The organism is Neisseria mucosa, assembly GCA_003028315.1.
Classification (GTDB): domain Bacteria; phylum Pseudomonadota; class Gammaproteobacteria; order Burkholderiales; family Neisseriaceae; genus Neisseria; species Neisseria mucosa.
Genome location: CP028150.1, coordinates 150966 through 176467, shown reverse-complemented (window position 1 = coordinate 176467; position 25502 = coordinate 150966). Strand labels below are relative to the sequence as shown.

Genomic DNA, 25502 nt, shown 5'->3' with positions numbered 1-25502 from the left:
TTTTTGCTTCCAAAACGAAAACTATCGGACGCCGGCAGGCCCTAAGGCATCCCACACCTTCAACGCATCCGCCGTCGCCTTCACATCATGCACCCGCACGATTTGCGCGCCGCGTGCTACGGAAGCCAGCGCCGCCGCCACGCTGCCGTGTACGCGCGCCGCTGCGTCCGCCTCGCCGGTCAGCTCGCCTATCATGCGTTTGCGCGACACACCGATCAGCAGCGGGAAACCCGTTTCTGCCATCAATTCGGGCAAGTGCCGCATCAGCGCGATATTGTGTTGCAGGTTTTTGCCGAAACCGAAACCCGGATCAAGCGTGATGCGTTGCGGAGCGATGCCTGCCGCGATACATTCCGCCGCCCTCTCTTTCAAATACCGCACCACTTCGCCGACCACATCTTGATATTTGGGATTAATCTGCATGTTTTCGGGCAAACCCTGCATGTGCATCAGGCAAATGCCCGTGTCCGCCTGACGCGCCAGCAATTCGACCGCGCCCTCGTCGGTCAACGCCGCTATATCATTAATAATATCGACGCTGCCGAGCGCCAACGCTTTTTCCATAATCACCGTGCGGCGCGTGTCCAAACTGACAGGAACGCCCCACCCCGCCACTTCCGCCAATACAGGCGCAACCCGCGCCCATTCTTCTTCAGGCGAAACATAATCCGCACCCGGCCGCGTCGATTCTCCGCCGATGTCGAGAATGTCCGCACCCTCTTTTAGAAGCTGTTCGGCGTGTGCCAAGGCTGTTTGGGCGTTTTGCGAATATACGCCGCCGTCGGAAAAAGAATCGGGTGTCAGGTTGACGATACCCATGATTTTCGGCTTGTCCAAACCGATTTCAAACCTGCCTGCCTGCCAGATGCGCGTGGTCATGATGGTGTTCCGTAAAATAATGAAGACGAAATTATAGGTCGTCTAAAAACATCATGCAGCTTTCAGACGACCCCGTTTTACAAATCCTGCCGTTTAATGCAAAAATCAGGTTTCCCGTCCCCATCCGTCTGATAAAGGAAGCATCATGTACCGCCACGTCGAATACTACCCCGGCGACCCGATTTTGAGTTTGGTCGAAACCTTCAAAAACGACCCGCGCCCTGAAAAAGTCAATTTGAGCATAGGCATTTATTTCGACGATGAAGGCAAAATGCCCGTATTGGAATCCGTGAGCCGTGCCGAAACCGCCCGCGCCGCTACGCCTGCGCCGTCGCCCTACCTGCCGATGGAGGGCTTGAACACTTACCGCAGCGCGGTGCAGCATTTATTGTTCGGCAAAGACAACCCCGCGCTCGCACAAGGGCGCATCGTTACCGTACAAACTTTGGGCGGCTCAGGCGCGCTCAAAGTCGGGGCGGATTTCCTGCACCGCTGGTTCCCCGCAGCGCGCGCCTACGTCAGCGACCCGACTTGGGACAACCACCGCGGCATTTTTGAAGGCGCCGGTTTCGAGGTCGGCACTTATCCTTATTACGACCCCGCCACCGTCGGCGTCAAATTCGACGAAATGACCGCGTTTTTCAACACCCTGCCCGAACACAGCGTCCTAATCCTACACCCCTGCTGCCACAATCCGACCGGCGTGGATATGTCGGAACAGCAATGGGACGAAGTGTTGCAAATCATCAAAACGCGCAAACTGATTCCGTTTATGGACATCGCCTACCAAGGCTTCGGCGGCGATTTGGACAGCGATGCCTACGCCATCCGCAAAGCGGTGGAAATGGAATTGCCGCTGTTCGTCAGCAATTCCTTCTCGAAAAACCTGTCGCTCTACGGCGAGCGCGTCGGCGGCTTGAGCGTGGTTTGCCCGAATAAAGAAGAAGCGGAATTGGTGTTCGGACAACTCAAATTCACCGTCCGCCGCATCTACTCCAGCCCGCCCGCACATGGCGCCTATATCGCCGCCGACGTGATGAACAACCCCGAGCTTTACGCCTTGTGGCAAAATGAAGTCTATGTCATGCGCGACCGCATCCGCGCCATGCGGCAGAAACTTTACGACGTATTGACCGTCCAAATCCCTGACCGCGATTTCACTTATTTCATCAAACAGCGCGGCATGTTCAGCTACACAGGATTGAGCGTAGAACAAGTCCGCAGGCTGCGCGACGAATTTGCCGTTTACCTGCTGGATTCAGGCAGGATGTGCGTCGCCGGGCTGAATGCTTCGAATATCGCCTATGTTGCCGATGCGTTTGCCGAAGTGCTGAAATAAAACGCAAAAAGCAAAAGGTCGTCTGAAACCCGATGTAGTTTTATTTGAAGTAAATCAAAAGGCCGCCCGAAAAATTTTCATCTTTCAGACGGCCTCTCTATAATTGGCGCACCCAACAGGGATCGAACCTGTGACCTCCAGCTTCGGAAACTGACACTCTTCCAACTGAGCTATGGGTGCGAAGAAGGCGTAAGATTAACGCAAATCCCGCCTGTTGGCAAAGCCTATTATGCAGGATGGCGCAAACAAGACAAATTTGAAGAAAAATCCCACAAAATAATCAACAACATACACAACCCACCCCTTAACAGGCGGCAAAAAACCGCCGCCTTTGCGTATATTTTCCACAAGAGCGATTGGAAAGCCCTTGTGAATTCAGTATAATCCAGCAAAATATTGTTAACTGCGTTTAACACACCAAACTATAACTCAAAGCACAACCTAACCTAACGGCGAGGCCTACCAAATGAAACAACTCCGCGACTCCAAAGCCCAAGGCTCTGCATTGTTTACCCTTGTGAGCGGTATCGTTATTGCCATTGCAGTCATTTACTTCCTCATCAAATTGGCGGGCAGCGGCTCGTATGCAGACGTTGCCCAATCTTCCGAAACCGCCACCCAAACCCGCATCCAGCCCGTAGGACAGCTTACCTTGGGAGACGGCATTCCGGTAGGCGAACGCAAAGGCGATCAGATTTTCAACAAAATCTGTATCCAGTGTCACGGCACAGACAGCTCTGTACCCAACGCACCGAAAGTTGAACACAACAGCGACTGGGCTCCCCGTATCGCACAAGGCTTCGATACCCTTTTCCAACACGCTCTGAACGGCTTTAACGCCATGCCTGCAAAAGGCGGCGCAGCCGATTTGACCGACCAAGAACTCAAACGCGTCATCACTTACATGGCGAACAAGAGCGGCGGCACCTTCCCTGATCCGGATGCCGCAGCGCCTGCCGATCAAGCCGCTTCAGGCAATGCAGCCGCCTCCGCACCGGCCGCTGCCGGCTCTGCCCCCGCAGCCGATGCACCTAAAGCCGAAGACAAAGGCGCAGCCGCTCCTGCAGCCTCCGGCGCAGACGGTAAAAAAGTTTTCGAAGCAACCTGTCAGGCATGTCATGGCGGCGCAGTCCCCGGCATTCCAGGTATAGGTAAAAAAGACGAATGGGCTTCGCGCATCAAACAAGGTAAAGAAACCCTGCACAAACACGCTCTCGAAGGCTTCAACGCCATGCCTGCAAAAGGCGGCAACGCCGGTCTGAGCGACGATGAAGTCAAAGCAGCGGTCGACTACATGGCAAACCAATCAGGCGCTAAATTCTGATTTGTTCAAAAAACGCCATATATCCCATAAAAAACGCACCTTTAAACAAGGTGCGTTTTTTATGAGTTCCAAGAAATATGTAATCCCCTATCAACGCAGGTTTGGGACAAATAACATCCCCACTTCATTTACGATATATTTTATTCATTAACCCGTTCATTCTACCCTGCCTACACAAAACATACTGAGATAGAAAGAACAGCATTAAATTTTCTTTCAATTGGCAGCACAACAAGATTTTCAATTCACGCACACTGTTTATAAAAACCAATCTAAAAAAGGTCGTCTGAAAGTGAACTGCACCCCAAAAGTTGGACATCCCCTCCAACTCACAAGGTGCAGTTTTTTTATGAGCAAATATACATTACACTTCAAATACCAAGCCGTACTCCACTACCTGCATATACGCAGCCAACAGCGTACCGCAGACCACTACGGCATTTCCCGAACCCACCTGCGACGATGGATACGCGCCTATCAAGAAGGCGGTATCGGCGCACTCGAACATCCCCAATCCAAAACCATGACACAACACCGCAAAAACCCCTTCATCGCAGATAAACCCGACCAAGAAAAAACGCAGGCAGAGCTTATTGAAGAGTTGTGCTATATGCGTGCAGAGGTTGCCTACCTAAAGGAGTTAAAAGCCCTCAGCCAAAAGCAGACCGCAAAGGACAAAGCCAAACCGTCCAAACACTGAGGGCGCAACACCCGCTCAAATACCTGCTGCACATCGCAAACCTGCCCAAAAGCAGCTTTTACTACCATCACCAAGACCGACCCGACCCCGACGCAGCCGACAAAGCCCTCCTAGTCGAAACCTACCGGCGGCATAAAGGACGCTACGGACAAAGGCGCATTGCCGCCGCATTGGGTTGGAACCGCAAAAAAGCGGCGCGGCTGATGAAGCAGTTGGAACTGAAAGCCCTCATACGGGCGAAAAAAGCCTACCGCCATCCCGCCATGGGCGAGATATCGGAACACCTCCTCAAACGCCGGTTCAAAGCCCGAAAGCCCAACGAAAAATGGCTGACCGACGTGACCGAACTCAAAGGAAGCGACGGCAAACTGTACCTCTCGCCAATCTTGGACTTGTTCAACCGAGAAATCGTCGCCTACGCCATGAGCCGCAGAGCCGACAGCGAAATGGTGAAGGAAATGCTCGAAAAAGCCACACCCCGTCTGACTGATAAGGGAACAATGCTGCATTCCGACCAAGGTGTGCTGTACCGTACGGCGGAATATAGGAAATTGATTGCAAAACATTCCATGGTTCAAAGCATGTCGCGTAAGGCGAACTGCTGGGACAATGCGCCGATGGAGAGCTTCTTTGCGGTGTTGAAGACGGAGTGTTTCTATAACGCAGGTGAATTGACAGTAGATGAATTGATGAAGCAGATAGATGACTATATGGATTACTACAACCGGGAGCGTTGCAGTTTGAAATTGAAAAAGCTGAGTCCTGTCGCATACAGAACCCAGCTTGCACAGAGCGCCTGAATAGGCTTTTATGAGTGTCCAAGATTTGGGGGCCAGTTCAAACCTTATTTGGGTTTTCAGACGACCTTTTTTTACTTTTGAAGTTTACTGCTTATTTTGCTGCCGAAGCCGTAGAGGCTGCTTCGGCTTTTGCACCGACAGCTGCATCTTCACCCCATGCAGCAGGATATTTATAGCCTTCGAAGCGTTTGTGCGCATAGGCTTTGAACTCATCGGAGTTATAGGCTTCGGTTACATCTTTGAGCCATTGGCTGTCTTTATCGGCAGTTTTGACTGCTGCCCAGTTAACATAGGCAAAGCTCGGTTCTTGGAACAGGGCTTCGGTCAGCTTCATACCGCTGCTCATGGCATAGTTACCGTTTACGATGGCGAAATCAACATCGGCGCGGCTGCGTGGCAGTTGCGCGGCTTCAAGTTCTACGATTTTGATGTTTTTCGGATTTTCGGCGATGTCTGCTTTGGAAGCAGTCAGCGGATTAACGCCGTCTTTCAACTTAACCCAGCCCAATTCGTTCAACATCACCAGCGCACGGGCGAAGTTGGACGGGTCGTTAGGCGCGGAAACACTGCTGCCGTCTTTGACTTCGTCCAAAGATTTCAGTTTGCCCGGATACAGGCCCAAAGGCGCAGTCGGCACTTGGAAAGTCTCAGTAATGTCTAATTTGTGTTCTTTTTTAAAGTCATCCAAATAAGGTTTGTGTTGGAAAATATTGATGTCCAGCTCGCCTTCAGCCAAAGCAAGGTTGGGACGGACGTAGTCGGTAAACTCGACCAGTTTGACGGTGTAGCCTTTTTTCTCCAGTGCAGGTTGGATTTGATCTTTGACCATGTCGCCAAAGTCGCCGACGGTTGTGCCGAAGACGATTTCCTTTTTCGCCGCGCCGTTGTCGGTAGCCGGCGATGCGGCGGATGCGGCAGGTGCGCTGTCTTTTTGACCGCCGCAGGCTACCAACACAAGGGCTAGCGCAGCAGCAGAAAGGGTTTTGATTAAGGTGTTCGCTTGCATATTTTGCTCCTGATTATTTATCGAAACGGTTTTCAGACGACCTCTGTCATCAAAAGATAAGGATTTTAAATCTATTTGGGCAGCTTGCGGACGTTTTTTGCAGAATCAAAATATTAAAAGGTCGTCTGAAACCTGATTTGGGTTTTCAGACGACCTTTTGACAGGTCGCCACGAATCGGTTTTTACTTTATAAATCGATGTGTGAAGACAGTACCTGACCGCTGTTGGCATCGACGCGTACTTCGTATTTTTGGATGCCGTTGACGGTTTCCACTTTATAAACCGACGGGCCTTTTTTATAGCTCAAATCGGCATCCTTCGCGCGGCCGCCTGTTTTGGCTTTGGCTGCGGCAATCGCCTGTTTCAGGGAAATATTGGTGTTCGGCAGCGGTTGGAGCGGTTTTTTGTCGTAGTCTGGGCGGCTTTCGATGATGTGCCCGTTAGCTGCATCGACGAAAACTTCTTGTTTCTGGTCATCGGCAACTATTTCTACTTTATAGTAGCTCTGGCCGTTTTTGTGGCGGAAATCGACTTCGACGGCGCGGCCCGGAATTTTGGCCACTGCGTAATCGACAGCTTGGGCGGCACTGATTTTGCTACTGGAGAAAGCGGCGGCTTTGGTTCCGGGTATGGCCCCTGCGGCATATGCACCGACACTGGCAGTACCGATGGTCAGAGCGGTTGCGACGGCGATGATGAGACCTTTTTTGCTGAATTTCATGATGTTTCCTTTTTTGTCGGATAAAAATAAAAATGTTTGTGTATTTGAAATCTGCCAACAGTGTCTGCTGGATTGAGCGTATTAAAACAAGCCAAACTTAAGCGAACCTTAAGAAAAAGATTTTTCTATAAATTTTATTCAAATTATTGTTTTTATTTTATATTTATTCCTCCAAATTTCTTAAGTTCTACTTAAGCCCAGCCTGTTTTAATGACAGGCCTCAGCCTGAAACCAAGGGTAAAACGGGCAGTCTGCATGATGTTCCATTGCCATCCCGACTTTGGTTTTCAGACGACACTGCCTTACAATATTGTTTTGAAGCAAGGCAGTACAACAAAACGAGTTTCAAGCCAATCCGCTATACAATCCATATCATATAGAGCCAATTAAAATAGAGGCACCTGGTTTTCGCCATGCCTTTTCTTGCGAAGGCGGGAAATGGCAGGATAGAGCGTCTTGATTTGAATTCACTGCATTTATCCGAACAAACAGGAGTATCTTTATGCGTATCCTGCTGGTGGAAGACGACCCGCACATCGGCGACGGTATTGCCGCCGGGCTGAAAAAGCTCGGTATGGTGGTGGACTGGTTTTCAGATGGCGCTCAAGGACAGTCCGCACCACTGGCTGCGCCTTATGATGCGGCGGTGTTGGATTTGGGTCTGCCGAACATCGATGGCATAGAAATATTGCGGCACTGGCGCAAACAAGGTCTGACGCTACCCGTGCTGATTCTGACGGCACGCGATGCGCTGCCCGACCGCCTGACCGGGTTGAACAGCGGCGCGGACGATTACCTGTGCAAACCCTTCGCATTGGAAGAACTTGAAGCACGGCTGAATGCCTTGGTGCGCCGCAGCCACGGACGCAGCGACAGCGGCCTGACCTTCGGCAGCCTGTATTTGGATACCTCCGCCCAAACCGCCACACTCGGCGGCAAGCCGCTGAACCTGACCGCGCGCGAATGGCGGCTGCTGGAAATGCTGGTCGCCAATCCGAAACACATCATCAGCCGCGCCCAAATCGAAGACAAACTATACGGCTGGGATCAAGAAGTTGAAAGCAACGCGGTCGAAGTGCATATCCACAACCTGCGCAAAAAAATCGGTTCATCCGTGATTCAAACCAAGCGCGGATTGGGTTACCAACTCGGAGAAATGCCTTAAGGTCGTCTGAAAACGCAAAAATTGAAGAAACAGCCCCCTTGCACAAAAAGGTCGTTCCATGTTTAAAAAGCTTCCGCCCGAAACTTCTATCCGCAAACGCCTGATACTCTATATCGGCAGCGGACTGCTCTTGGCATGGTTCGCCGCCAACGCTGTTTCACTGGCAATGGCGTTACACGAACTGAACGAATCCGCCGACAGTCAGATGAGCGACCTTGCCCAATCACTGCCCTACATCGAACCGGAAAAAGCCGTGCTGCTGCCCAAAGTTAAAAAAAGCCTGGGCAAAGGCCATACCGGTTTTGCAGAAGACAAACAAAACGGCATCTCCGTCTGGAATGCAGACGGCAGGCTGTTGCTCTCAGACAAAAGGGGTAAAGAAATTCCATTCCGCAAAATTTCCGGCTTCACCGACATCGGGAAGCCTTGGCAGGAAAAAAGCCTACGCGTCATCTATTACCACGACGGGAAAACCGGACAGACAGTCGCCGTCGCCCAACCCTGGCGCAACCGCCTTGAAATTTTGTGGAACATTGTTTGGGCGCACCTTGCCGCCTCGCTGCTTGTTCTGCCGCTGATGGTGCTGCTACTGCATCTGGCGGTCAAACGCAGCATCTACCCGCTGAAAGAGCTCGCATCAGAATTGTCCGAACGCCGCGCCGACAACCTTGTCCCCGTCAGCCGCGCCGTACCGCAGGAGACCCAAACCCTGGTCGACGCCCTCAACCGCCTGTTCGCCCGCGTTCAGACCAGCATCGAACGCGAACAACGCTTTACCTCCGATGCTGCCCACGAACTGCGCAGCCCGCTTGCCGCATTGAAAGTGCAGACCGAAGTCCTCGCCCTCAGCGACACTGCCGAACAGCCCTACCACCTGCAACAAATCCAACAAAGCCTCAACCGCGCCGAACACCTAATCAACCAACTGCTCACGCTGGCACGGCTCGATCCCGAACAAGGCCTGAAAAATACCACCCCCATCAATTGGGAGAGCCTCAGCAGCCAAGTGCTGCAAAACACCAACCTCTCCGCCCGCGAAAAACGCATCCGCCTCAAGCGCGAATTTCTTGCCAAGCCGCCCCTCCTGCAAGGCGACGACGCGCTACTGCAACTCATGTTGCGCAACCTGCTCGACAACGCTGTGCGCTATTCGCCCGAAAACAGCGAGGTTGGACTGTATTTTCACGCTGACCGTATCGAAGTACGTGACCAAGGCACCGGCATCGCCCCCGAACACCTGTCGCGGATTAAAGAACGTTTCTACCGTCCTGCCGGACAAAATGCCCAAGGCAGCGGACTGGGTTTGTCCATCGCCGAACACATCGCCAAACTCCACGGCCTGACGTTGAAACTTGAAAACCGCGACGGAGAAGGTTTGAGTGCATGGCTGGAGAGAGCCTGACAATAAGTACAAAACAGCAGCTTCCTATATTTGGCAAACGCTTCCCCCAATCACCCAAAGGTCGTCTGAAATTCCTGACAAATCAGGTTTTCAGACGACCTTCTATAATCAATTAAAATAAAAAACACCCAATATCCTTCATTTCCGCGCAGGTAGGAATCCGAATCTGGAGTTTTCAAAAATACTCAAGGATTGCAGCGAATACAATATCTAAACGGAAGGTGCAGAACACTTTTGTTTCTAGCTCTGAAAACAGTTCCGATTAAATAATCAGCCTTCCTACCCTCGACACCTTGGGTTTATCAAACTCTGCATCCTTACAAGAAACACACCTTTAAAAACATAGAAATATTCAAACCAAGCATACGGCAAAACTAAAAGGTCGTCTGAAAGCACGGTTCTGACAAAATCAAAACCGCCCGTTTCCAGACGACCTCTTGCCCCATCAGGCGTATTTCAACTAAACAATCAAATAGAAAAGTCCTCGACTACTGGAGTATAAAGCGTTCTATCGACCACTTCACGCGTCAACTTAGGCGCGAACAATTCTATAAAATCATATGCATACCCCCTAAGATAGGTATCTTTCCTAACGGCAATCCAAGTTGGAGACGACTCAAACAAATGTGAGGCGTCCACTAATTCCAGATCCGTGTCATTCTCAGGATCGTAAGCCATCTTCGCCATCAACCCGACACCAAGACCCAAACGGACATACGTCTTTAAAACATCCGTGTCCGCTGCCGACAACACAACATCGGGCTGCTCTAATCTGGCTTTATTAAAAGCCCGGGCAATACTACTCCCCTGATTGAACGCAAATTCATAAGTAATCAAGGGAAAAGAGGCCAAATCCTCAATACTCAAAGGATTTTTACAATCCAACAAAGGATGTTCATGCGGCACGATAACCGCATGATTCCATTCATAACAAGTTAATTTACCCAACTCCGGATGCTCATCGATACGCTCAGTTACAATCGCAATATCCGCCTCTCCGTTACTAACCATCTGGGCGATGGCCGCAGGACTGCCCTGCTTGATGGTCAGTGTTACCTTCGGATAACGTTTGACAAATTCCGCCACAATCAAAGGCAGGGCATAACGTGCCTGCGTATGAGTCGTCGCAACAATCAACGAACCACTGTCATGATCAGTAAACTCACTGCCTATATTTTTAATATTCTGCACATCGCGCAAAATCCGTTCTACAATTTCCAACACAGCCTTGCCGGGCTGCGACACAGAAACCACGCGTTTGCCGCTGCGGATAAAAATCTGTACGCCCAACTCCTCCTCAAGAAGCCTGATTTGCTTGGAAATACCCGGCTGGGAGGTAAAAAGGGCTTCAGCAGCTTCAGACACATTCAGATTATGCCGGTACACCTCCAATGCATACCGTAATTGCTGTAATTTCATAAACGGCTCGTGTTCTATATATTTGTATGATTTGTACGACAAATGGCAGACAATTTAACATATTTTTCCTAAATTGTCGGCAGCACCCTCACCTCAAATAAAAACTTTTGTTTTAAATAGTACTATACAAACCGATTATCGAAACCAACATTTCCCTCAGTACAAACTGTATCCTTCATACAACAACAAATGGCAACAAACTCCGATTTACCCATAAATAAATGACACAAACTTGATTTTTAGGCATGATTCGAAGCTAGGAAGCAGGCAGTTTCATGATTGTATGAGGCATTGAGTATTGACAGTAGGCACCATGCTTCTTTATAGTGCAAACTGATATATCCGATTTGCCGCTGCTTAGTATGCTGCGGCCTGTATATTGGTAATTTGCAGCGGTTCTTAAACACCCGCCGCATAACAATTTAAATGAGGGAATAAAATGACCAAACAGCTGAAATTAAGCGCATTGTTCGTTGCATTGGTTGCTTCCGGCACCGCAATGGCAAGCGAACCGCATACCAAACACGGCTACACCGTAAGCAGCCAGTCTCAAGAAGTTGTCCGCAACAACTATGGCGAATGCTGGAAAAACAGCTATTTCGACAAAGAAACCCAAGGTCGTGTCGAATGTGGCGACCGTGAAGCAGTAGCCGCAGTCCAACAAGCTCCAGAATATGTTGATGAAACCGTATCTCTGTCTTCTAAAACACTGTTCGGCTTCGATAAAGACAACCTCCGCCCTGAGGCTCAAGAGAACCTGAACGCATTAGCCCAACGCCTGAACAATGAAAATGTTCAAACTGTGCGTGTCGAAGGTCACACCGACTTTATGGGTTCAGAAGAGTACAACCAAGCTCTGTCCGAACGCCGTGCAAACGTAGTTGCCAACTACTTGGTTGGCCGTGGTATTCCTTCCAGCAAAGTTTCCGCTGTAGGTCTTGGCGAATCTCAAGCTCAAATGACTGCCACTTGTGAAGCAGAAGTAGCAAAACTGGGCAAAAAAGTATCCAAAGCCAAAAAACGTGCTGCTTTGATTGCATGTATCGAACCTGATCGTCGTGTTGACGTGAAAATCCGCAGCACTGTTACCAAACAAGTTGCCCCAGGTCAAACAATTGAAGGTCAAGGTGAACGTCCTGCAGTAGATGAAGGTTGGATTCCTTCTCCCTACAACGGTGTACACGGTTACGCCAAACCTTAACTAAATTCAGTTTTAATTCAAAACCCCGCCTCTGCGGGGTTTTCTTATATTTTTATTTTCTCCTCTACAAATTAAGAGACTTTTTATCCCCTCTTACACCCACCTCTATAAATAATCAAAAAAATCAATAAACAAAACTTAATGAAAAACAAATAAAAAAGTATCCTAAGATTACTCAGGATACCCTCTTCAAGCCTCATATCATCAAGTAAAATTACTTAACTCTATCTTCTCTACTCCGCCCATATAAGGCTGCAAAGCGGCGGGAATATTGATGCTGCCGTCGGCGTTTTGATGGTTTTCCAAAACAGCAACCAAAGTACGGCCGACTGCCAAGCCGGAGCCGTTTAAGGTGTGTACCAAGCGGTTTTTGCCGTTTTCGTCTTTAAAACGCGCCTTCATGCGGCGGGCTTGGAAATCTTCGCAGTTGGAACAGCTTGAGATTTCGCGGTAGGTGTTTTGCGCGGGAACCCAGACTTCCAAATCATAGGTCTTAGTCGCGCCGAAGCCCATGTCGCCGGTACACAGGGTAATCACGCGGTAGGGCAGCTCCAAGGCCTTCAGGATGTTTTCGGCATGACCGACCATTTCTTCCAGCGCTTCGTATGATTTTTCGGGATGAACGATTTGCACCATTTCTACTTTATCGAATTGGTGTTGGCGAATCAGACCGCGCACGTCTTTGCCGTATGCGCCTGCTTCAGAGCGAAAACATGGGGAATGGGCGGTCAGTTTCAGCGGCAAATCGCCTTCCGCCAAAATGCTGTCGGCAACGGTGTTGGTCAGCGTCACTTCGGCGGTCGGAATCAGATATTGTGTTTTTTTGCTCTCGTCACCGCCGCGGGTAACATGAAACAAATCTTCTGCAAATTTAGGCAGTTGGCCTGTACCTTGCAGGGTGGTGTCGTCCACGATGTAGGGTGTGTAATGCTCGGTGTAGCCGTGTTTCAGCGTGTGCGTATCGAGCATGAATTGCGCCAGCGCGCGGTGCAAGCGGGCAATTTGACCTTTCATGACGGTAAAGCGCGCGCCGGAGAGTTTCGCGCCGCCTTCGAAATCCAAGCCCAAAGGTTCGCCCAAATCGACATGGTCTTTGATTTCAAAGTCAAATTCGCGCGGCGTGCCGACTTTGCGGACTTCGACGTTTTCGGTTTCGTCTTTACCGACGGGTACACTTTCGTGCGGCAGGTTGGGAATGCTCAACAACCATGCGTCCAATTCTTTCTGAACGGCATCCAAATCGGCAGCGGCCTGCTCCAAATCGGTTTTGATTTGGGCGACTTGATCCATGGCTGCCTGCGCCTCTTCGTGTTTGCCCTGTCCTTTCAATGCGCCGATTTGTTTGGAAATGCTGTTGCGCGAGGCTTGCAGTTCTTCGGTTTTCACTTGGACGGCTTTGCGCTGCTCTTCCAAGGCATTGAAACGTGCGGTATCAAACTCGTAACCGCGCTGCGCCAAACGTTCAGCGACGGCTGCGGTGTGGCTGCGGAGCTGTTGGATATCTAACATTTTGTTATTCTCTCGATAGAATTCAGAAATGGCATTATTGTAAACCAAATCGCCAATCTTTTCATGACAACACTTTTATTCAAAAACCCCTTTCTTACATATCATCCATTGCAGAAAAAGCAAGAATGGGATAGAATCCATCGTTTTGTCAAACCTTGCCTTTTGCTTTCGCATGGCAAAAGGCTGTATTTAATCATCCATAAGGAGATAACATGCGTCATTATGAGATCGTGTTTATCGTTCATCCTGATCAAAGCGAGCAAGTGCCTGCTATGGTTGAACGTTACAAAACCATGATTGCCGAAGCCGGCGGCAAAATCCACCGCTTGGAAGACTGGGGCCGCCGTCAACTGGCTTACCCGATTAACAAAATCCACAAAGCACACTATGTTTTGATGAACATCGAAACTACTCCTGAAGTAGTTGAAGAGCTGGAAACCGCTTTCCGCTTTAACGATGCCGTACTGCGCCATCTGACCATCAAAACAAAACATGCTGTAACCGAAGCCTCTCCTATGCTGGGCGGCGAAAAAGCAAAAAACTTGCTGAACGGTGCGGCTGAAGAAGTTGCAGCAGCCGAATAAGATTGGATAATCTTACAAAGCTTACCGCCTTGATTTACAAGGTTGAATCCTTGAGATACACGCCGGCAGGAATCCCTGTTTTGGATATTATGTTAAAGCATGAATCTTGGCAGGAAGAAAACGGGCAAAAATGCCTGGTCAGTTTTGAAATTCCCGCGCGTATTTTAGGTAAGCAGGCTGAAGAATGGCAGTATCGGCAAGATACGATGGTTGAAGCAGAAGGCTTTCTCGCACAGCGAAGCAAACGCTTCCCAAGGCCGATACTCCGCATACAGAACATTAAAGAATATAAAGGTTAAACGACAATGGCTCGTCAATCATTCAAACGTAGAAAATTCTGCCGCTTTACGGCTGAAAAAATCCAAGAAGTCGATTACAAACAAGTTGATTTGCTGAAAGACTTCATTTCTGAAAACGGCAAGATCATCCCTGCCCGCATCACCGGCACCAAAGCGCATTACCAACGCCAATTGGCTACTGCAGTCAAACGCGCACGCTTCCTGGCTCTGCTGCCTTACACCGATCAACACAAATAATTTTGGAGTTTAAATCATGCAAATTATTCTGTTAGAGAAAATCGGCGGTTTGGGCAACCTGGGCGACATCGTTACCGTGAAAAACGGTTACGCCCGCAACTTCCTGATTCCTGCCGGCAAAGCCAAACGCGCTACTGAAGCCAACATGAAAGAATTCGAAGCACGCCGTGCCGAATTGGAAGCCAAACAAGCCGAAATCTTGGCCGATGCTAAAGCACGTCAAGAAAAACTGGACGGTCAAACCATCACTATCGCTCAAAAAGCCGGTGTGGACGGTCGTCTGTTTGGTTCCGTTACCAATGCCGACATCGCTGCTGCGATTGTTGCTTCAGGCGTTGAAGCTGCAAAATCCAACGTCCGCCTGCCTAACGGCCCTCTGAAAGCCGTAGGCGAGTACGAAGTTGAAGTGGCTCTGCACACTGACGCTGTTGCTGCGATTACCGTTGCTGTTGTTGCGGCTGCCGAGTAATAGACAGTCTTAAAAGGTCGTCTGAAAGGGAATGGAATGTATATTCCTACCGTCTTTCAGACGACCTTTTTGCATAATTAAGACTACTTCCTTAGTGACTATAAATTCAGATATGAAAAAACTTATTCCTTCTCTTGCGATATCAACTGCGTTGCTGCTTGTTGCTTGCAATACAACCAAAACAAACGTTGAGTCTGCTAAAACGGTTGAGCCGATCAATCAAAGCAAAAACCAGCGTCCTGCTTTTGATTCTGCTGCGGAATCGGTTGCCAGCAGCGGCTTTAATGCCAATACCAATGTCCGCCAGTTTATCCGTTATGAGGCAGCGAAAAAGCAGTTTACAGAAGCCGAGCTGCAAAACTTTTTTAATGGCGTGGTTTACAAGGGCAATATCATCAATATCATGTACCGCCCGTCAACTTCCCGCCCTTGGTATGAATTCCGCACGGGCAACTCCGGCGCGACGAAATTTAACGGCGGCAAACAGTTTTACGCTGCCAACCGTGCCGTTATCGATGATGTGGCACGCAAATACGGCGTACCTGCCGAGCTGATTGTGGCGATTATCGGCATTGAAACCAACTACGGTAAAAACACGGGCAGCTTCCGCGTTGCCGATGCTTTGAGTACCTTGGGTTTTGATTATCCGCGTCGCGCCGAGTTTTTCCAAAACGAGCTGATTGAGCTTTTGCTGATGGCGAAAGAAGAAAAAGAGAACGTTTTTGACTTCAAAGGCAGCTATGCGGGCGCGATGGGGATGCCGCAATTCATGCCTTCGAGCTATCGCAAATGGGCGGTCGATTATGATGGCGACGGACACCGTGATATTTGGAACAATATCGGCGACGTTGCCGCCTCTGTTGCCAATTATATGAAGCAGCACGGTTGGAAAACAGGCGGCAAAATGATTGTTCCCGTCAATCTGACAATTACGCCCGATTTAAAAGCCATCATTGATGAAAAAACCGCATTGAACCGTACTGTTGCCGATTTCAAAGCGATGGGCGTGGTTCCGCAAAAAGCGGTTGCCGACAATGAGAAAGCCGTTTTATTCAGCTTGGAAACTAGTCCGGGCGTATTTGAATATTATCTCGGTCTGAATAATTTCTATACGGTTTGGCAGTATAACAACAGCCGAATGTATGTTACCGCCGTGCGCGACATTGCGAATGCAATCAACAACAACGGTTTGTAATGTTTAAAAACCACCTTCTCCAAGGTGGTTTTTTATTTGAGGGCCTGAAACAAATCCACTCCAAATTCAAGCAATCAAACGGATTTTCATGCCGTAACGCTTTTTGCCATGCCCCGAGACAAACTGCCCACCGCGCGCAGGCGATAAAAAGGCGTTGCCTTTGGCGGTAGGCTCTGCGCAGGTGTATTGTCCGTTTCGGTCGCTCCAAAGCGCGTAAACGGGCAGGTTTTGCGTTCGGATGTCGAGTTTCAGTCCGTCAAACGCAACATGTGTATCCGACGGTGAAGCGACAAATTCCGTGTGTGCGATATAGTCGGCGTCGTAGGGTGCGCCGTTGAAATCGAATTGGGTGCCGACGGCGGGGAAATAGGGATGGAAACCGGGTGAAGTGCGCACGGGCGCGTCGCCGTAATTGCAGACGGTCAGCGTGGCGACTGCTTCGTTTTCGTTCGGCAGGCTGTAATCCAGCAGCCACTCGACGTTTTCGTAGCCCTTTGCCGTACTGATTAATCTCAAGCCGACATCCGATTCGTTTTGATAACGGATTTGCCAAGTAGAGGTTCTGCCGAAACCGTGTTGCGCCAAATGGTTTTTACTGTCCGGCCCGAACTACGGCAGGCAGACGTGCATCCCGCCGCGTAATTTTGTGTCAGTGCCGACTTGGACGCTGGTTTTCGGGAATAACACTTCTCGACCGTGTAAAACCAAATTGTCCACATATGCGCCCAGGGTGTTTATCTGCATGGATGCGGAATGATTGCGTAAGATGATTTCAGACATAGTGATTTGTTCTTCAAGATATTTTAGATTTTGTAATATTCTAACGAATATACACGCGCCTTTCCTGATATGCAGACAGAAAATCCTTAATAAAAATCAAAAAAATGCTAAAATACCCATCATTTTCCAAGGTCGTCTGAAAGGCGTTCAACCACTTTTCAGACGACCTTCCGATTTATTTCCAGCAGAGAAAACCTTATGGCTTATCAAGTTCTTGCCCGTAAATGGCGTCCGAAAACCTTTGCCGATTTAGTCGGTCAGGAACATGTCGTCAAAGCCTTGCGCAACGCGCTGGACGAAGGCCGCCTTCACCATGCCTACCTGCTGACCGGTACGCGCGGGGTCGGGAAAACCACCATCGCCCGTATTCTGGCGAAAAGCCTGAACTGCGAAAACGCGCAACACGGCGAACCTTGCGGCGTGTGCCAAAGCTGTACGCAAATCGACACCGGACGCTACGTTGACCTGCTGGAAATCGACGCCGCCTCCAATACCGGCATCGACAACATCCGCGAAGTATTGGAAAACGCCCAATACGCGCCGACCGCCGGCAAATACAAAGTCTATATCATCGACGAAGTACATATGCTCTCCAAAAGCGCGTTCAACGCCATGCTGAAAACGCTGGAAGAGCCGCCCGAACACGTCAAATTCATCCTTGCGACCACCGATCCGCACAAAGTCCCCATTACCGTTTTGAGCCGCTGCCTGCAATTTGTCTTGCGCAACATGACTTCGCAACAGGTTGCCGACCACCTTGCCCATGTTTTAAACAACGAAAACATCGCCTACGAACCCGCCGCCCTGCAACTTTTAGGCCGTGCCGCCGCAGGCTCGATGCGCGATGCCCTGAGCCTGCTCGACCAAGCCATTGCCATGGGTTCGGGCAGCGTTGCCGAACAAGACGTCCGCCAAATGATAGGCGCGGTGGACAAGCAATATCTGTACGAACTGCTGGCGGGCATCGTCAACCAAGACGGCGAAGCCCTGCTGGCGAAAGCGCAGGAAATGGCGGCGCGCGCCATCGGCTTTGACAGCGCGTTGAGCGAACTTGCCATGCTGTTGCAACGCCTCGCCTTGATACAGGCGGTTCCTTCCGCTTTGGCACACGACGACCCTGAGCGCGAAACCCTGTTGCAACTAAGCCAGGCACTCAGCGGCGAACAAATCCAGCTTTATTATCAATGCACTATCCACGGCAAACAGGATTTGAGCCTTGCGCCCGACGAATACGCTGGCTTCGTCATGACCCTGCTGCGTATGCTTGCGTTTGCCCCGTTGGCAGCGGATGCGCACGACGTTGGCGGACATATCGAAAATACCGAGCTGCATTCTGCCGAAACGGGTGTCCATACCGCAAAAAAGCCTTTGCAACTTCCCCAGTCTGAAGCCGCCAAACCACCCGTTCGGACGACCTCCACGCCTGCAACGTCGTCTGAAAACAAGGTTGCCGAACCGATTTCAACTCAAGGAAACAACGACGTTCCACCTTGGGAAGACGCGCCGAGCGATGTGGAAACCGTATCGGACACGCCTGTGCAAACGGCGGATGCGAGCGTTCAGACGACCTCTGACGCAGCAGAGACAAACACTCCGTCCGCAAACGAAGCAGAAACGCCGTTTCAGACGACCCCTCAAGCCGAAACGTCGTCTGAAAACCAAGTTTCCGATTACGGGGCAGCAAACAACGAAGCCGACGTTTCCTTGTCTCAAACGTCGTCTGAAAACCCTATTCAGACGACCCCGATTGAAGAAACCGTGGAAGCAGAAGCATTTGTGCATGAAGCTCCCGCAGAGCCTTTCTACGATTACGGTTCGCCCGAGCATGACTACCCTGTAGCGGATAGCGCGGAAATGCCCCCGCCGCCGGATTGGGAACACGCCGTCCCTGCCGATACGGCAGAAGCAGAATCGGAAGCCGAAGAAGACAGCGACGACGAAGACGGCACGCAGTTCGCCCCGCTGCCCGAGTTTTCTACTGAAAACTGGGCGGCAATCGTCCGACACTTCGCCCGCAAGCTCGGCGCCGCGCAAATGCTGGCGCAACACGCCGCATGGACGCACTACGACGCAGGCAGCCATCTGATGATGCTGTCGCTGACCGACGAAGCCCGCGCCACCGCCAACAAAGAGCGGCTCGACAAAATCAAAAACACGCTTGCCGAAGCCTACGGCCTGCCGTTGAAATTGCAAACCGAACCATGGCGCGACGATGCAGGTTGGGAAACCCCGACCATGCGCCGCCAACGCCTCCAGCTCGAAGGCAGGCAGCAGGCACAGGATTTGCTCGAAGCCGACGAAACCGCGCGTCAGGTTTTAAAAGTTTTCGAAGCCCAATGGCAGCCCGATTCTTTGGAACTGGCGGAGCAAGCGGAATAACGGCATCGAAAACTTCCGTTTCCCTTCGGATACATAAACATTCAGGTCGTCTGAAAACCGTCAACCCGCTTTCAGACGACCCTTCACACCAAACGGTATGACCCCATAACCTTAACGATTCAACCACAGGAGTTTTAAATATGTTCGGAAAAGCCGGATTAGGCGGCCTGATGAAACAGGCGCAGCAAATGCAGGAAAACATGAAAAAAGCGCAAGCGAAACTTGCCGAGACCGAAGTAGAAGGCGAAGCAGGCAACGGCTTGGTTAAAGTCGTCATGACCTGCGCCCACGTCGTGCGCAAACTCGAAATCAGCCCCGACCTGATTCAAGAAGCCGCAGACGACAAAGAAATGCTCGAAGATTTGGTGCTCGCCGCCATCAACGCCGCTTCTGAAAAAGCCGAAGAAACCACCAACAAAACCATGGGTGCATTCACCCAAGGCCTGCCCGCAGGCATGGGCGACTTCTTCCGTTAAACCCGCGCCGCAAAGCAAATAAAGGTCGTCTGAAACGCCAAAAAGCAGTTTCAGACGACCTTAGGATTATCGTTTTAACAAATCGACACCCGTCCAATATTTTCAGACGACCCCTGCCCGCTTTGGTAAAATATAGTGGATTAAATTTAAATCAGGACAAGGCGACGAAGCCGCAGACAGTACAGATAGTACGGAACCGATTCACTTGGTGCTTCAGCACCTTAGAGAATCGTTCTCTTTGAGCTAAGGCGAGGCAACGCCGTACCGGTTTAAAGTTAATCCACTATACACCATACAATCAACCGCCCTTTTCCACCCTTCCCCAGCAACGCCAACTGCCCATGACCAACCAGCGTATCAACCACGAACCCGTCTTCCTGCTTGCTTCTGCCCCTTGGCGCGAGAGCAGTTTATGGGTGGAAGTGTTCAGTCGCCGTTACGGGCGCGTGGCTTTACTGGCGAGAAGTGCGCGCAAGCGGCAGAGCGAGTTGCGCGGCGTATTGGTGCCGTTTGTACCGGTCAGCGCCTCTTGGTACGGTTCGCAAGAGTTGAAAACGCTGCATCGTGCAGAGTGGATAGGCGGCTGGCCGCAGCCGCAAGGCAGGGCTTTGTTCAGCGGTCTGTATATCAACGAACTAATGCTCAAACTGACGGCTCGCGAAGACCCGATACCCGAGCTTTACGACGCTCTGGAAGCAGTGATGCGGGCGGTATGCGGTGAAAACAGCCATACCGCTGCGCTGCGGCGTTTCGAATGGGCTTTACTTACCCGTTTGGGATTCGCGCCCGATTTGTTCCACGATGGCAACGGCGAAGCAATCCGCGCCGAAGAAACCTACTGGCTGACGCCTGAAAACGCGGTTGTCCCGATCGAAGAAGCTGAACGCTTCAATCCGCGCAACCATGGTGTTGCCGTCAGCGGCGACATCTTGATTCAGTTGCGCGAAGGCGATTTCACCCACCCCGAAAGTCTCGGACAGTCGCTAAAAATCACGCGCCTGCTGATTGACAACCTCCTGCCCGAAGGCATTAAATCCAGACAGGTTTTGCAACAGCTCCAGCAATTCAGTTTCGGTATTTAATCCTTTTCAGACGACCTTTTAAATTTCGATTTTTTCTCTTAGTTTCATACTGATGCGGAAAATCAAAAGCATACCGCGCACATCAATCCGCGATCTCCGCAAACTTCTCCCAATTTGCCAACACATACGCCACAGCCGCCGCCATATCGTCGTCCGCGATTTCGTAATATTCGCCGTCCAATTCCTCAAAATCGGGAAACTTAGCACGAATCTCGTCCAAAGATGCCCCTCTGTCCGCCATTTCCTCGATTTTTGCGCCGTCCCGCCCGTATAAAGCCTTTGCCTTATCCAAAATCTTAGGTGTCGGTTTAATCCGCCAGCGGCGCAGGCTGTCGGCGACGGGGTTATGGAACACATATTCGCCGTAACCCGCCGCAATCAGTTGCACAAAGCCGCCCTCCTGCACTTGGCTGTCCAAATAGCAGTAAGCCGTCAGCGTGTGCTGCTCGTCGTTCAAACACCGCATTTCCTCATCGCCTGCCGCATCCGTATAATCCAAATACGCCGCGCTCAATGTGTAGAGAAATTCTGCAGCGTCTTGAGGGTTCAAATCATCCTGCCGGAAAAGTGTCGTCATGTTAAAGCCCGTTTGAAAATAAAGCGATTTAAAGCTAATTCATCATAAAAACCGCATTATAGTGGATTAATTTTAAACCGGTACGGCGTTGCCTCGCCTTAGCTCAAAGAGAACGATTCTCTAAGGTGCTGAAGCACCAAGTGAATCGGTTCCGTACTGTCTGTACTGTCTGCGGCTTCGTCGCCTTGTCCTGATTTAAATTTAATCCACTATATAACCAAAGCATTATCAAACCAAAACCCATTTTCAGACGACCTTTTGCGCTGCACAAACAGGCGATATATCGTACAATAAGGTCGGACTTACCAAGGAAAAATCATGAACGCAAACACCGAAACCGTCATTATCTACCCCAAAGACCTGCCGCTGCACTGCTCCGGCCCCAACCACGAAACTTGGAACGGTCATCCGCGCGTCTTCCTCCCGATTCAGTCCGACAGCGACATCGAATGCCCCTACTGCGGGACGCGTTACCATCTCGAAGGCCACATTCCCCACCACCATTATTGAGACGCTATGAAGAGATACGCCCTCCTGCTGTTGCTCGGACTGTGTACCGCCTGCGGTTCGTATAAAGCCGTTCGCCCCGATGCCCCTCTCGCCGTCGTCGCCGAAGCGCAAAACAACGCCATCCGCTACCAAGCCGCCGACGGCAGCCGCATCTCCGCCATCTACGTCAACAGCAACAGCCCGATGACGGTCGAACTGCGTCAGGGAAGTACGGTCGAAAAACTGACGCAAACCCATTCGATGACCAAAACCACGGAATACCGCAATGCAAGCACAATATGGCAGCTTCAGGACGGCTTCGCCACGCTTACCCGCGGCGGCAAAACCGTCGTCTTCACCGAAATCATCGAATAATCCTGTCTGAAGTTCTTATCAAAAGGTCGTCTGAAACCCCAAAACAAGGTTTCAGACGACCTTTTTATTCAACTGCCTACATCAAATTAATGATGACCGCAGCCGCATTCTTTTTTCATGTCGATAACCATGCGGCCGGTGATTTTGCCTTCGCGCATTTCTTGGAAAATCGCCGGAGCTTCGTCCAAAGCACGCAGTTGGACTTTCGGTACGACCAAGCCTTCTGCGCCGAATTGGAAGGCTTCTTCCAAGTCTTTGCGCGTACCGACCAGCGAGCCGACCACTTCGATGCCGTCCAAGACCAGACGCGGGATGGACAAGTCCATAGATTCGGGCGGCAGACCAATGGCAACGACGCGGCCGCCTGCACGGACGCAGTCCACGGCAGAATTGAACGCGGCGGCGGATACGGCGGTGACAACGGCTGCGTGTGCACCGCCGGTTTTTTCCTGAATCACTTTGGCAGCGTCTTCTTTGGCGGCGTTGATGACTAAATCAGCGCCGCTTTCTTTAGCGAATGCCAGTTTTTCATCGTTGATGTCGATGGCGACGACGTGTGCGCCGAATACTTTTTTCGCGTATTGGACACCCAAGTTACCCAAACCGCCCGCACCGTAAATGGCAATCCATTGTCCCGGACGCACGCCGGAAACTTTCACGCCTTTGTAAGTGGTTACGCCGGCGCAGGTAATGCTGGAAGCTTGCGCAGGGTCGAGGCCGTCGGGTACTTTGACGGCGTAGTCTGCATCGACGATACAGTGGGTCGCCATGCCGCCGTCGGCGGTGTAGCCTGCGTTCAATACGGAACGACACAAGGTTTCGCGGCCGGTATTACAGTATTCGCACGAACCGCAGCTTTGGAACAACCATGCGATGCTGACGCGGTCGCCGACTTTCAGTGCATTCGCGCCCGGAGCAACTTCTTTGACGATACCGATGCCTTCGTGTCCCAACACGCGTCCCGGTTTTTCGCCGTAGTCGCCCGCCGCAACGTGCAGGTCGGTATGGCACACGCCGCAACATTCGACTTCAACCAACGCCTCGCCGTATTCCAACGGGCGTACTTCGCGTTCTACAACTTCTACATCACCTGCTACATTTTGATTCACAACAACTGCTTGCATCTTCATGGTGTTCTCCTTGGCATTCGTAAGAAATCCGTAAATGGTGGGACAGGCGGAATCGGAATAACGCCCTTCCTCTGAATGAGAATACTCCCCTTCATTTCGCTGTGTCAACACCCTATCTTTTTGAAAAATAAGAAATAAAATGTTATACCATAACAATCTGTTTGCGCAGAAATATATCTGCCAAGCCGCTGAAAAATTCTTACACATATCATGTAAAAAAGGTCGTCTGAAAACTTTAAATACATTAACAAACCCGCTTCATTTCCATGCGGGGTCAAGCCTTATCGGATTAGATTTCCTATTTTAGAAAATTACATATTTGGAATTTTGAGAACGATATCATTTTTAGTGCTTGAACTGAAAGAGAAAAAATACTATTCTATTTTCAGACGACGTTGGAGATACGTCCGAAACCTCAAGAAGACAACCAAGGAGACAGCATCATGGCAAAAGATTTAAATGTGTTTGATAAAGAGTACGGCCTCTTGATTAACGGCGTGTGGACCAAACCCGGCGCGCTTTTGGATTCATACAATCCTGCCAACGGAGAATTGTTAGCCAAATTTACCGACGCATCCGATGCCGATGTCGATGCTGCGGTTGCCGCCGCGCAAGAAGCGTTCAAAACATGGCGCAAAACCACCACCACCGAACGCGCTGCCATCCTCAACAAAATCGCCGATGTGATTGACGAAAACTTGGAATTGTTCGCCTTGCAGGAAACGCTGGACAACGGCAAACCCATCCGCGAAACCCGCGCCGCCGACATCCCGCTGGCTTCCGACCATTTCCGCTACTTTGCCAGCGTGATCCGCGGCGAAGAAGGCACTGCCACCCAGCTTGACTCCGAAGACCTGTCTATCGTCCTGCGCGAACCCATCGGCGTAGTCGGTCAGATTATTCCGTGGAACTTCCCCTTCCTGATGGCGGCTTGGAAAATCGCCCCCGCGCTCGCCGCAGGCTGTACCATCGTTATCCACCCGTCTTCCAGCACTTCGCTGAGCCTGTTGTCGCTCGCTCAAAAAATTAACCACCTGCTGCCTAAAGGCGTGCTGAACATCATCACCGGACGCGGTTCTAAATCCGGCGAATACATGCTGCACCACAAAGGCTTCAACAAACTCGCCTTCACCGGCTCGACCGAAATCGGCCGCCGCATCGGCATCGCTGCCGCCGAAATGCTCATTCCCTCCACCTTGGAGCTGGGCGGCAAATCCGCCAACATCTTCTTTGACGACATGCCGTTTGACAAAGCCCTCGAAGGCGCGCAAAAAGGCATTTTGTTCAACCAAGGCCAAGTATGCTGCGCCGGTTCGCGCATCTTCGTACAAGAAGGCATTTACGACAAATTCGTCAACGCCTTGGCGGAAGAGTTCAAAAAAATCAAAGTCGGCCTGCCTTGGGAAGACGATACCCAAATGGGTTCGCAAGTCAACGCCGGTCAGCTTGAAACCATTTTGAAATACGTCAAAATTGGCGAACAGGAAGGCTGTCGCATCATCACCGGCGGTAAGAAAATCGAAGGCGCGTTGGGCAAAGGCGAATTTGTCGAGCCGACCTTGATCGAAGCCGGCAGCAACAGCGCCCGCGTCGCCCAAGAAGAAATCTTCGGCCCGGTTGCTACCGTGATTAAATTCAAAACCGAAGAAGAAGTCATCAAAATGGCCAACGACAGCGAATACGGCCTGGGCGGCGCAGTGTGGAGTACCGATATCAACCGCTGCCTGCGCGTTTCCAACGCACTGGAAACCGGCCGCGTCTGGGTGAACTGCTACAACCGCCTGCCCGCAGGCGCACCGTTCGGCGGCTACAAGACTTCAGGTATCGGCCGCGAAACCCACAAAATGATGCTTGCCGCCTACACGCAGGTGAAAAACATCTACATTTCCACCCGCGAAGAGCGCGAAGGCTTCTATTGATTGCCTGCTGAACATCGTTTATTGATGTAAAAAAAAGGTCGTCTGA

General features: G+C 50.8%; 26 protein-coding genes, 1 tRNA gene and 5 pseudogenes. 20 read left to right on the top strand and 12 right to left on the bottom strand.

The features are described from left to right. Positions 1 to 21: 21 nt before the first annotated feature. On the bottom strand, positions 22 to 879 hold the full coding sequence (gene folP / locus NM96_00935) for a dihydropteroate synthase (protein ID AVR78115.1): 858 nt from the start codon (positions 877 to 879) through the stop codon (positions 22 to 24). 145 nt (positions 880 to 1024) lie between these two features. On the opposite strand from folP, the gene NM96_00930 reads away from it, so the two are divergent. Further along, on the top strand, positions 1025 to 2218 hold the full coding sequence (locus tag NM96_00930; GenBank protein ID AVR78114.1) for an aromatic amino acid aminotransferase: 1194 nt from the start codon (positions 1025 to 1027) through the stop codon (positions 2216 to 2218). A gap of 104 nt (positions 2219 to 2322) precedes the next feature. Here NM96_00930 and NM96_00925 read toward each other — a convergent pair. Continuing rightward, positions 2323 to 2398: transfer RNA gene (locus NM96_00925), tRNA-Arg, on the bottom strand. A 286-nt stretch (positions 2399 to 2684) separates the two neighbouring features. Between NM96_00925 and NM96_00920 the strand changes: the two genes are divergently transcribed. The 3 genes and pseudogenes from NM96_00920 to NM96_00910 all read left to right on the top strand — a co-directional run bounded on the left by NM96_00920 (position 2685) and on the right by NM96_00910 (position 5042). Beyond that, positions 2685 to 3542 (top strand): cytochrome c5 family protein, encoded by an 858-nt coding sequence (locus NM96_00920; protein ID AVR78113.1) that lies wholly within the window; start codon positions 2685 to 2687, stop codon positions 3540 to 3542. A 292-nt stretch (positions 3543 to 3834) separates the two neighbouring features. Beyond that, a pseudogene (locus NM96_00915) lies at positions 3835 to 4242 on the top strand (transposase). A gap of 170 nt (positions 4243 to 4412) precedes the next feature. Beyond that, positions 4413 to 5042, top strand: a complete 630-nt coding sequence (locus NM96_00910) for a hypothetical protein (GenBank protein AVR78112.1) — start codon at positions 4413 to 4415, stop codon at positions 5040 to 5042. A gap of 91 nt (positions 5043 to 5133) precedes the next feature. Here NM96_00910 and NM96_00905 read toward each other — a convergent pair whose 3' ends face one another. Both NM96_00905 and NM96_00900 read right to left on the bottom strand, forming a co-directional pair. Continuing rightward, positions 5134 to 6048: a hypothetical protein gene (locus NM96_00905; GenBank protein AVR78111.1), complete on the bottom strand. Its 915-nt coding sequence runs from the start codon at positions 6046 to 6048 to the stop codon at positions 5134 to 5136. A gap of 187 nt (positions 6049 to 6235) precedes the next feature. Next, positions 6236 to 6769: a peptidase gene (locus NM96_00900; protein AVR78110.1), complete on the bottom strand. Its 534-nt coding sequence runs from the start codon at positions 6767 to 6769 to the stop codon at positions 6236 to 6238. A 502-nt stretch (positions 6770 to 7271) separates the two neighbouring features. Between NM96_00900 and NM96_00895 the strand changes: the two genes are divergently transcribed. Further along, positions 7272 to 7934: a two-component system response regulator QseB gene (locus tag NM96_00895; GenBank protein AVR78109.1), complete on the top strand. Its 663-nt coding sequence runs from the start codon at positions 7272 to 7274 to the stop codon at positions 7932 to 7934. Between the two features lie 58 nt (positions 7935 to 7992). After that, positions 7993 to 9336: a two-component sensor histidine kinase gene (locus tag NM96_00890; GenBank protein AVR78108.1), complete on the top strand. Its 1344-nt coding sequence runs from the start codon at positions 7993 to 7995 to the stop codon at positions 9334 to 9336. Positions 9337 to 9804: 468 nt separating this feature from the next. On the opposite strand, the gene cysB is transcribed toward NM96_00890, so the two are convergent. Then, positions 9805 to 10755 carry a CysB family HTH-type transcriptional regulator gene (cysB, locus tag NM96_00885; protein ID AVR78107.1) on the bottom strand — a complete coding sequence of 317 codons (951 nt, stop codon included), beginning with the start codon at positions 10753 to 10755 and terminating at the stop codon, positions 9805 to 9807. A gap of 239 nt (positions 10756 to 10994) precedes the next feature. Next, positions 10995 to 11176: pseudogene (locus tag NM96_00880) on the bottom strand (hypothetical protein). Between the two features lie 18 nt (positions 11177 to 11194). On the opposite strand from NM96_00880, the gene NM96_00875 reads away from it, so the two are divergent. Beyond that, on the top strand, positions 11195 to 11956 hold the full coding sequence (locus NM96_00875; protein ID AVR78106.1) for a hypothetical protein: 762 nt from the start codon (positions 11195 to 11197) through the stop codon (positions 11954 to 11956). 204 nt (positions 11957 to 12160) lie between these two features. Here NM96_00875 and NM96_00870 read toward each other — a convergent pair whose 3' ends face one another. Further along, the gene (locus tag NM96_00870) at positions 12161 to 13465 is read right to left on the bottom strand and encodes a serine--tRNA ligase (protein ID AVR78105.1); all 1305 of its coding nucleotides are present in this window, start codon (positions 13463 to 13465) and stop codon (positions 12161 to 12163) included. 212 nt (positions 13466 to 13677) lie between these two features. Here NM96_00870 and NM96_00865 point away from each other — a divergent pair, with 212 nt between their 5' ends. Genes NM96_00865 through NM96_00850 form a run of 4 tightly spaced genes read left to right on the top strand, consistent with a single transcriptional unit; the run spans position 13678 to position 15054 of the window. After that, positions 13678 to 14049 (top strand): 30S ribosomal protein S6, encoded by a 372-nt coding sequence (locus NM96_00865; protein ID AVR78104.1) that lies wholly within the window; start codon positions 13678 to 13680, stop codon positions 14047 to 14049. 2 nt (positions 14050 to 14051) lie between these two features. Beyond that, entirely contained in the window at positions 14052 to 14348 is a 297-nt protein-coding gene (gene priB / locus NM96_00860) for a primosomal replication protein N (GenBank protein AVR78103.1), read from the top strand. 6 nt (positions 14349 to 14354) lie between these two features. Then, entirely contained in the window at positions 14355 to 14585 is a 231-nt protein-coding gene (gene rpsR / locus NM96_00855) for a 30S ribosomal protein S18 (GenBank protein AVR78102.1), read from the top strand. Between the two features lie 16 nt (positions 14586 to 14601). Beyond that, positions 14602 to 15054 (top strand): 50S ribosomal protein L9, encoded by a 453-nt coding sequence (locus tag NM96_00850; protein AVR78101.1) that lies wholly within the window; start codon positions 14602 to 14604, stop codon positions 15052 to 15054. Between the two features lie 9 nt (positions 15055 to 15063). On the opposite strand, the gene NM96_00845 is transcribed toward NM96_00850, so the two are convergent. Beyond that, complete coding sequence (locus NM96_00845) at positions 15064 to 15234, bottom strand: FMN-dependent NADH-azoreductase (GenBank protein ID AVR80221.1); 171 nt, start codon at positions 15232 to 15234, stop codon at positions 15064 to 15066. Between NM96_00845 and mltB the strand changes: the two genes are divergently transcribed. Then, a complete protein-coding gene (gene mltB / locus NM96_00840) occupies positions 15167 to 16249 on the top strand; it encodes a lytic murein transglycosylase B (protein ID AVR78100.1) in 1083 nt (360 codons plus the stop codon). The two genes, NM96_00845 and mltB, sit on opposite strands and share 68 nt — an antisense overlap. 66 nt (positions 16250 to 16315) lie before the next feature. Here mltB and NM96_00835 read toward each other — a convergent pair. Continuing rightward, positions 16316 to 17029: pseudogene (locus tag NM96_00835) on the bottom strand (aldose epimerase). On the opposite strand from NM96_00835, the gene NM96_00830 reads away from it, so the two are divergent. From NM96_00830 to NM96_00820, 3 genes are all read left to right on the top strand, one after another. Then, entirely contained in the window at positions 17016 to 17282 is a 267-nt protein-coding gene (locus NM96_00830) for a hypothetical protein (protein AVR78099.1), read from the top strand. The pseudogene NM96_00835 and the gene NM96_00830 overlap by 14 nt on opposite strands. Next, the gene (locus tag NM96_00825; GenBank protein ID AVR78098.1) at positions 17228 to 19408 is read left to right on the top strand and encodes a DNA polymerase III subunit gamma/tau; all 2181 of its coding nucleotides are present in this window, start codon (positions 17228 to 17230) and stop codon (positions 19406 to 19408) included. Before NM96_00830 ends, NM96_00825 begins: the two co-directional genes overlap by 55 nt. A gap of 140 nt (positions 19409 to 19548) precedes the next feature. After that, positions 19549 to 19884 carry a nucleoid-associated protein, YbaB/EbfC family gene (locus NM96_00820; GenBank protein ID AVR78097.1) on the top strand — a complete coding sequence of 112 codons (336 nt, stop codon included), beginning with the start codon at positions 19549 to 19551 and terminating at the stop codon, positions 19882 to 19884. Between the two features lie 149 nt (positions 19885 to 20033). Here NM96_00820 and NM96_00815 read toward each other — a convergent pair. Beyond that, positions 20034 to 20178: pseudogene (locus NM96_00815) on the bottom strand (IS5/IS1182 family transposase). Positions 20179 to 20225: 47 nt separating this feature from the next. Here NM96_00815 and recO point away from each other — a divergent pair. Beyond that, a complete protein-coding gene (recO, locus tag NM96_00810; protein ID AVR78096.1) occupies positions 20226 to 20966 on the top strand; it encodes a DNA repair protein RecO in 741 nt (246 codons plus the stop codon). An 82-nt stretch (positions 20967 to 21048) separates the two neighbouring features. On the opposite strand, the gene NM96_00805 is transcribed toward recO, so the two are convergent. Next, a complete protein-coding gene (locus tag NM96_00805) occupies positions 21049 to 21543 on the bottom strand; it encodes a DUF4375 domain-containing protein (GenBank protein ID AVR78095.1) in 495 nt (164 codons plus the stop codon). A gap of 69 nt (positions 21544 to 21612) precedes the next feature. On the opposite strand from NM96_00805, the pseudogene NM96_00800 reads away from it, so the two are divergent. The 3 genes and pseudogenes from NM96_00800 to NM96_00790 all read left to right on the top strand — a co-directional run bounded on the left by NM96_00800 (position 21613) and on the right by NM96_00790 (position 22407). Continuing rightward, positions 21613 to 21739 (top strand): annotated as a pseudogene (locus NM96_00800) (IS5/IS1182 family transposase). A gap of 122 nt (positions 21740 to 21861) precedes the next feature. Further along, complete coding sequence (locus tag NM96_00795; protein AVR78094.1) at positions 21862 to 22053, top strand: zinc-finger domain-containing protein; 192 nt, start codon at positions 21862 to 21864, stop codon at positions 22051 to 22053. A gap of 6 nt (positions 22054 to 22059) precedes the next feature. Beyond that, positions 22060 to 22407 carry a hypothetical protein gene (locus NM96_00790; protein ID AVR78093.1) on the top strand — a complete coding sequence of 116 codons (348 nt, stop codon included), beginning with the start codon at positions 22060 to 22062 and terminating at the stop codon, positions 22405 to 22407. Between the two features lie 86 nt (positions 22408 to 22493). On the opposite strand, the gene NM96_00785 is transcribed toward NM96_00790, so the two are convergent. Continuing rightward, entirely contained in the window at positions 22494 to 23531 is a 1038-nt protein-coding gene (locus NM96_00785; protein AVR80220.1) for an alcohol dehydrogenase AdhP, read from the bottom strand. 449 nt (positions 23532 to 23980) lie between these two features. Here NM96_00785 and NM96_00780 point away from each other — a divergent pair, with 449 nt between their 5' ends. After that, a complete protein-coding gene (locus NM96_00780; protein AVR78092.1) occupies positions 23981 to 25456 on the top strand; it encodes an aldehyde dehydrogenase in 1476 nt (491 codons plus the stop codon). Positions 25457 to 25502 lie beyond the last annotated feature (46 nt).

Bases quoted from the DNA above. Each gene is read 5' to 3' on its own strand.
- folP (AVR78115.1), bottom strand. From the start codon at position 879: ATGACCACGCGCATCTGGCAGGCAGGCAGGTTTGAAATCGGTTTGGAC.
- NM96_00930 (AVR78114.1), top strand. From the start codon at position 1,025: ATGTACCGCCACGTCGAATACTACCCCGGCGACCCGATTTTGAGTTTG.
- NM96_00920 (AVR78113.1), top strand. From the start codon at position 2,685: ATGAAACAACTCCGCGACTCCAAAGCCCAAGGCTCTGCATTGTTTACC.
- NM96_00905 (AVR78111.1), bottom strand. From the start codon at position 6,048: ATGCAAGCGAACACCTTAATCAAAACCCTTTCTGCTGCTGCGCTAGCC.
- NM96_00900 (AVR78110.1), bottom strand. From the start codon at position 6,769: ATGAAATTCAGCAAAAAAGGTCTCATCATCGCCGTCGCAACCGCTCTG.
- NM96_00895 (AVR78109.1), top strand. From the start codon at position 7,272: ATGCGTATCCTGCTGGTGGAAGACGACCCGCACATCGGCGACGGTATT.
- NM96_00890 (AVR78108.1), top strand. From the start codon at position 7,993: ATGTTTAAAAAGCTTCCGCCCGAAACTTCTATCCGCAAACGCCTGATA.
- cysB (AVR78107.1), bottom strand. From the start codon at position 10,755: ATGAAATTACAGCAATTACGGTATGCATTGGAGGTGTACCGGCATAAT.
- NM96_00875 (AVR78106.1), top strand. From the start codon at position 11,195: ATGACCAAACAGCTGAAATTAAGCGCATTGTTCGTTGCATTGGTTGCT.
- NM96_00870 (AVR78105.1), bottom strand. From the start codon at position 13,465: ATGTTAGATATCCAACAGCTCCGCAGCCACACCGCAGCCGTCGCTGAA.
- NM96_00865 (AVR78104.1), top strand. From the start codon at position 13,678: ATGCGTCATTATGAGATCGTGTTTATCGTTCATCCTGATCAAAGCGAG.
- rpsR (AVR78102.1), top strand. From the start codon at position 14,355: ATGGCTCGTCAATCATTCAAACGTAGAAAATTCTGCCGCTTTACGGCT.
- NM96_00850 (AVR78101.1), top strand. From the start codon at position 14,602: ATGCAAATTATTCTGTTAGAGAAAATCGGCGGTTTGGGCAACCTGGGC.
- mltB (AVR78100.1), top strand. From the start codon at position 15,167: ATGAAAAAACTTATTCCTTCTCTTGCGATATCAACTGCGTTGCTGCTT.
- NM96_00830 (AVR78099.1), top strand. From the start codon at position 17,016: ATGATTTCAGACATAGTGATTTGTTCTTCAAGATATTTTAGATTTTGT.
- NM96_00825 (AVR78098.1), top strand. From the start codon at position 17,228: ATGGCTTATCAAGTTCTTGCCCGTAAATGGCGTCCGAAAACCTTTGCC.
- NM96_00820 (AVR78097.1), top strand. From the start codon at position 19,549: ATGTTCGGAAAAGCCGGATTAGGCGGCCTGATGAAACAGGCGCAGCAA.
- recO (AVR78096.1), top strand. From the start codon at position 20,226: ATGACCAACCAGCGTATCAACCACGAACCCGTCTTCCTGCTTGCTTCT.
- NM96_00805 (AVR78095.1), bottom strand. From the start codon at position 21,543: ATGACGACACTTTTCCGGCAGGATGATTTGAACCCTCAAGACGCTGCA.
- NM96_00795 (AVR78094.1), top strand. From the start codon at position 21,862: ATGAACGCAAACACCGAAACCGTCATTATCTACCCCAAAGACCTGCCG.
- NM96_00790 (AVR78093.1), top strand. From the start codon at position 22,060: ATGAAGAGATACGCCCTCCTGCTGTTGCTCGGACTGTGTACCGCCTGC.
- NM96_00785 (AVR80220.1), bottom strand. From the start codon at position 23,531: ATGCAAGCAGTTGTTGTGAATCAAAATGTAGCAGGTGATGTAGAAGTT.
- NM96_00780 (AVR78092.1), top strand. From the start codon at position 23,981: ATGGCAAAAGATTTAAATGTGTTTGATAAAGAGTACGGCCTCTTGATT.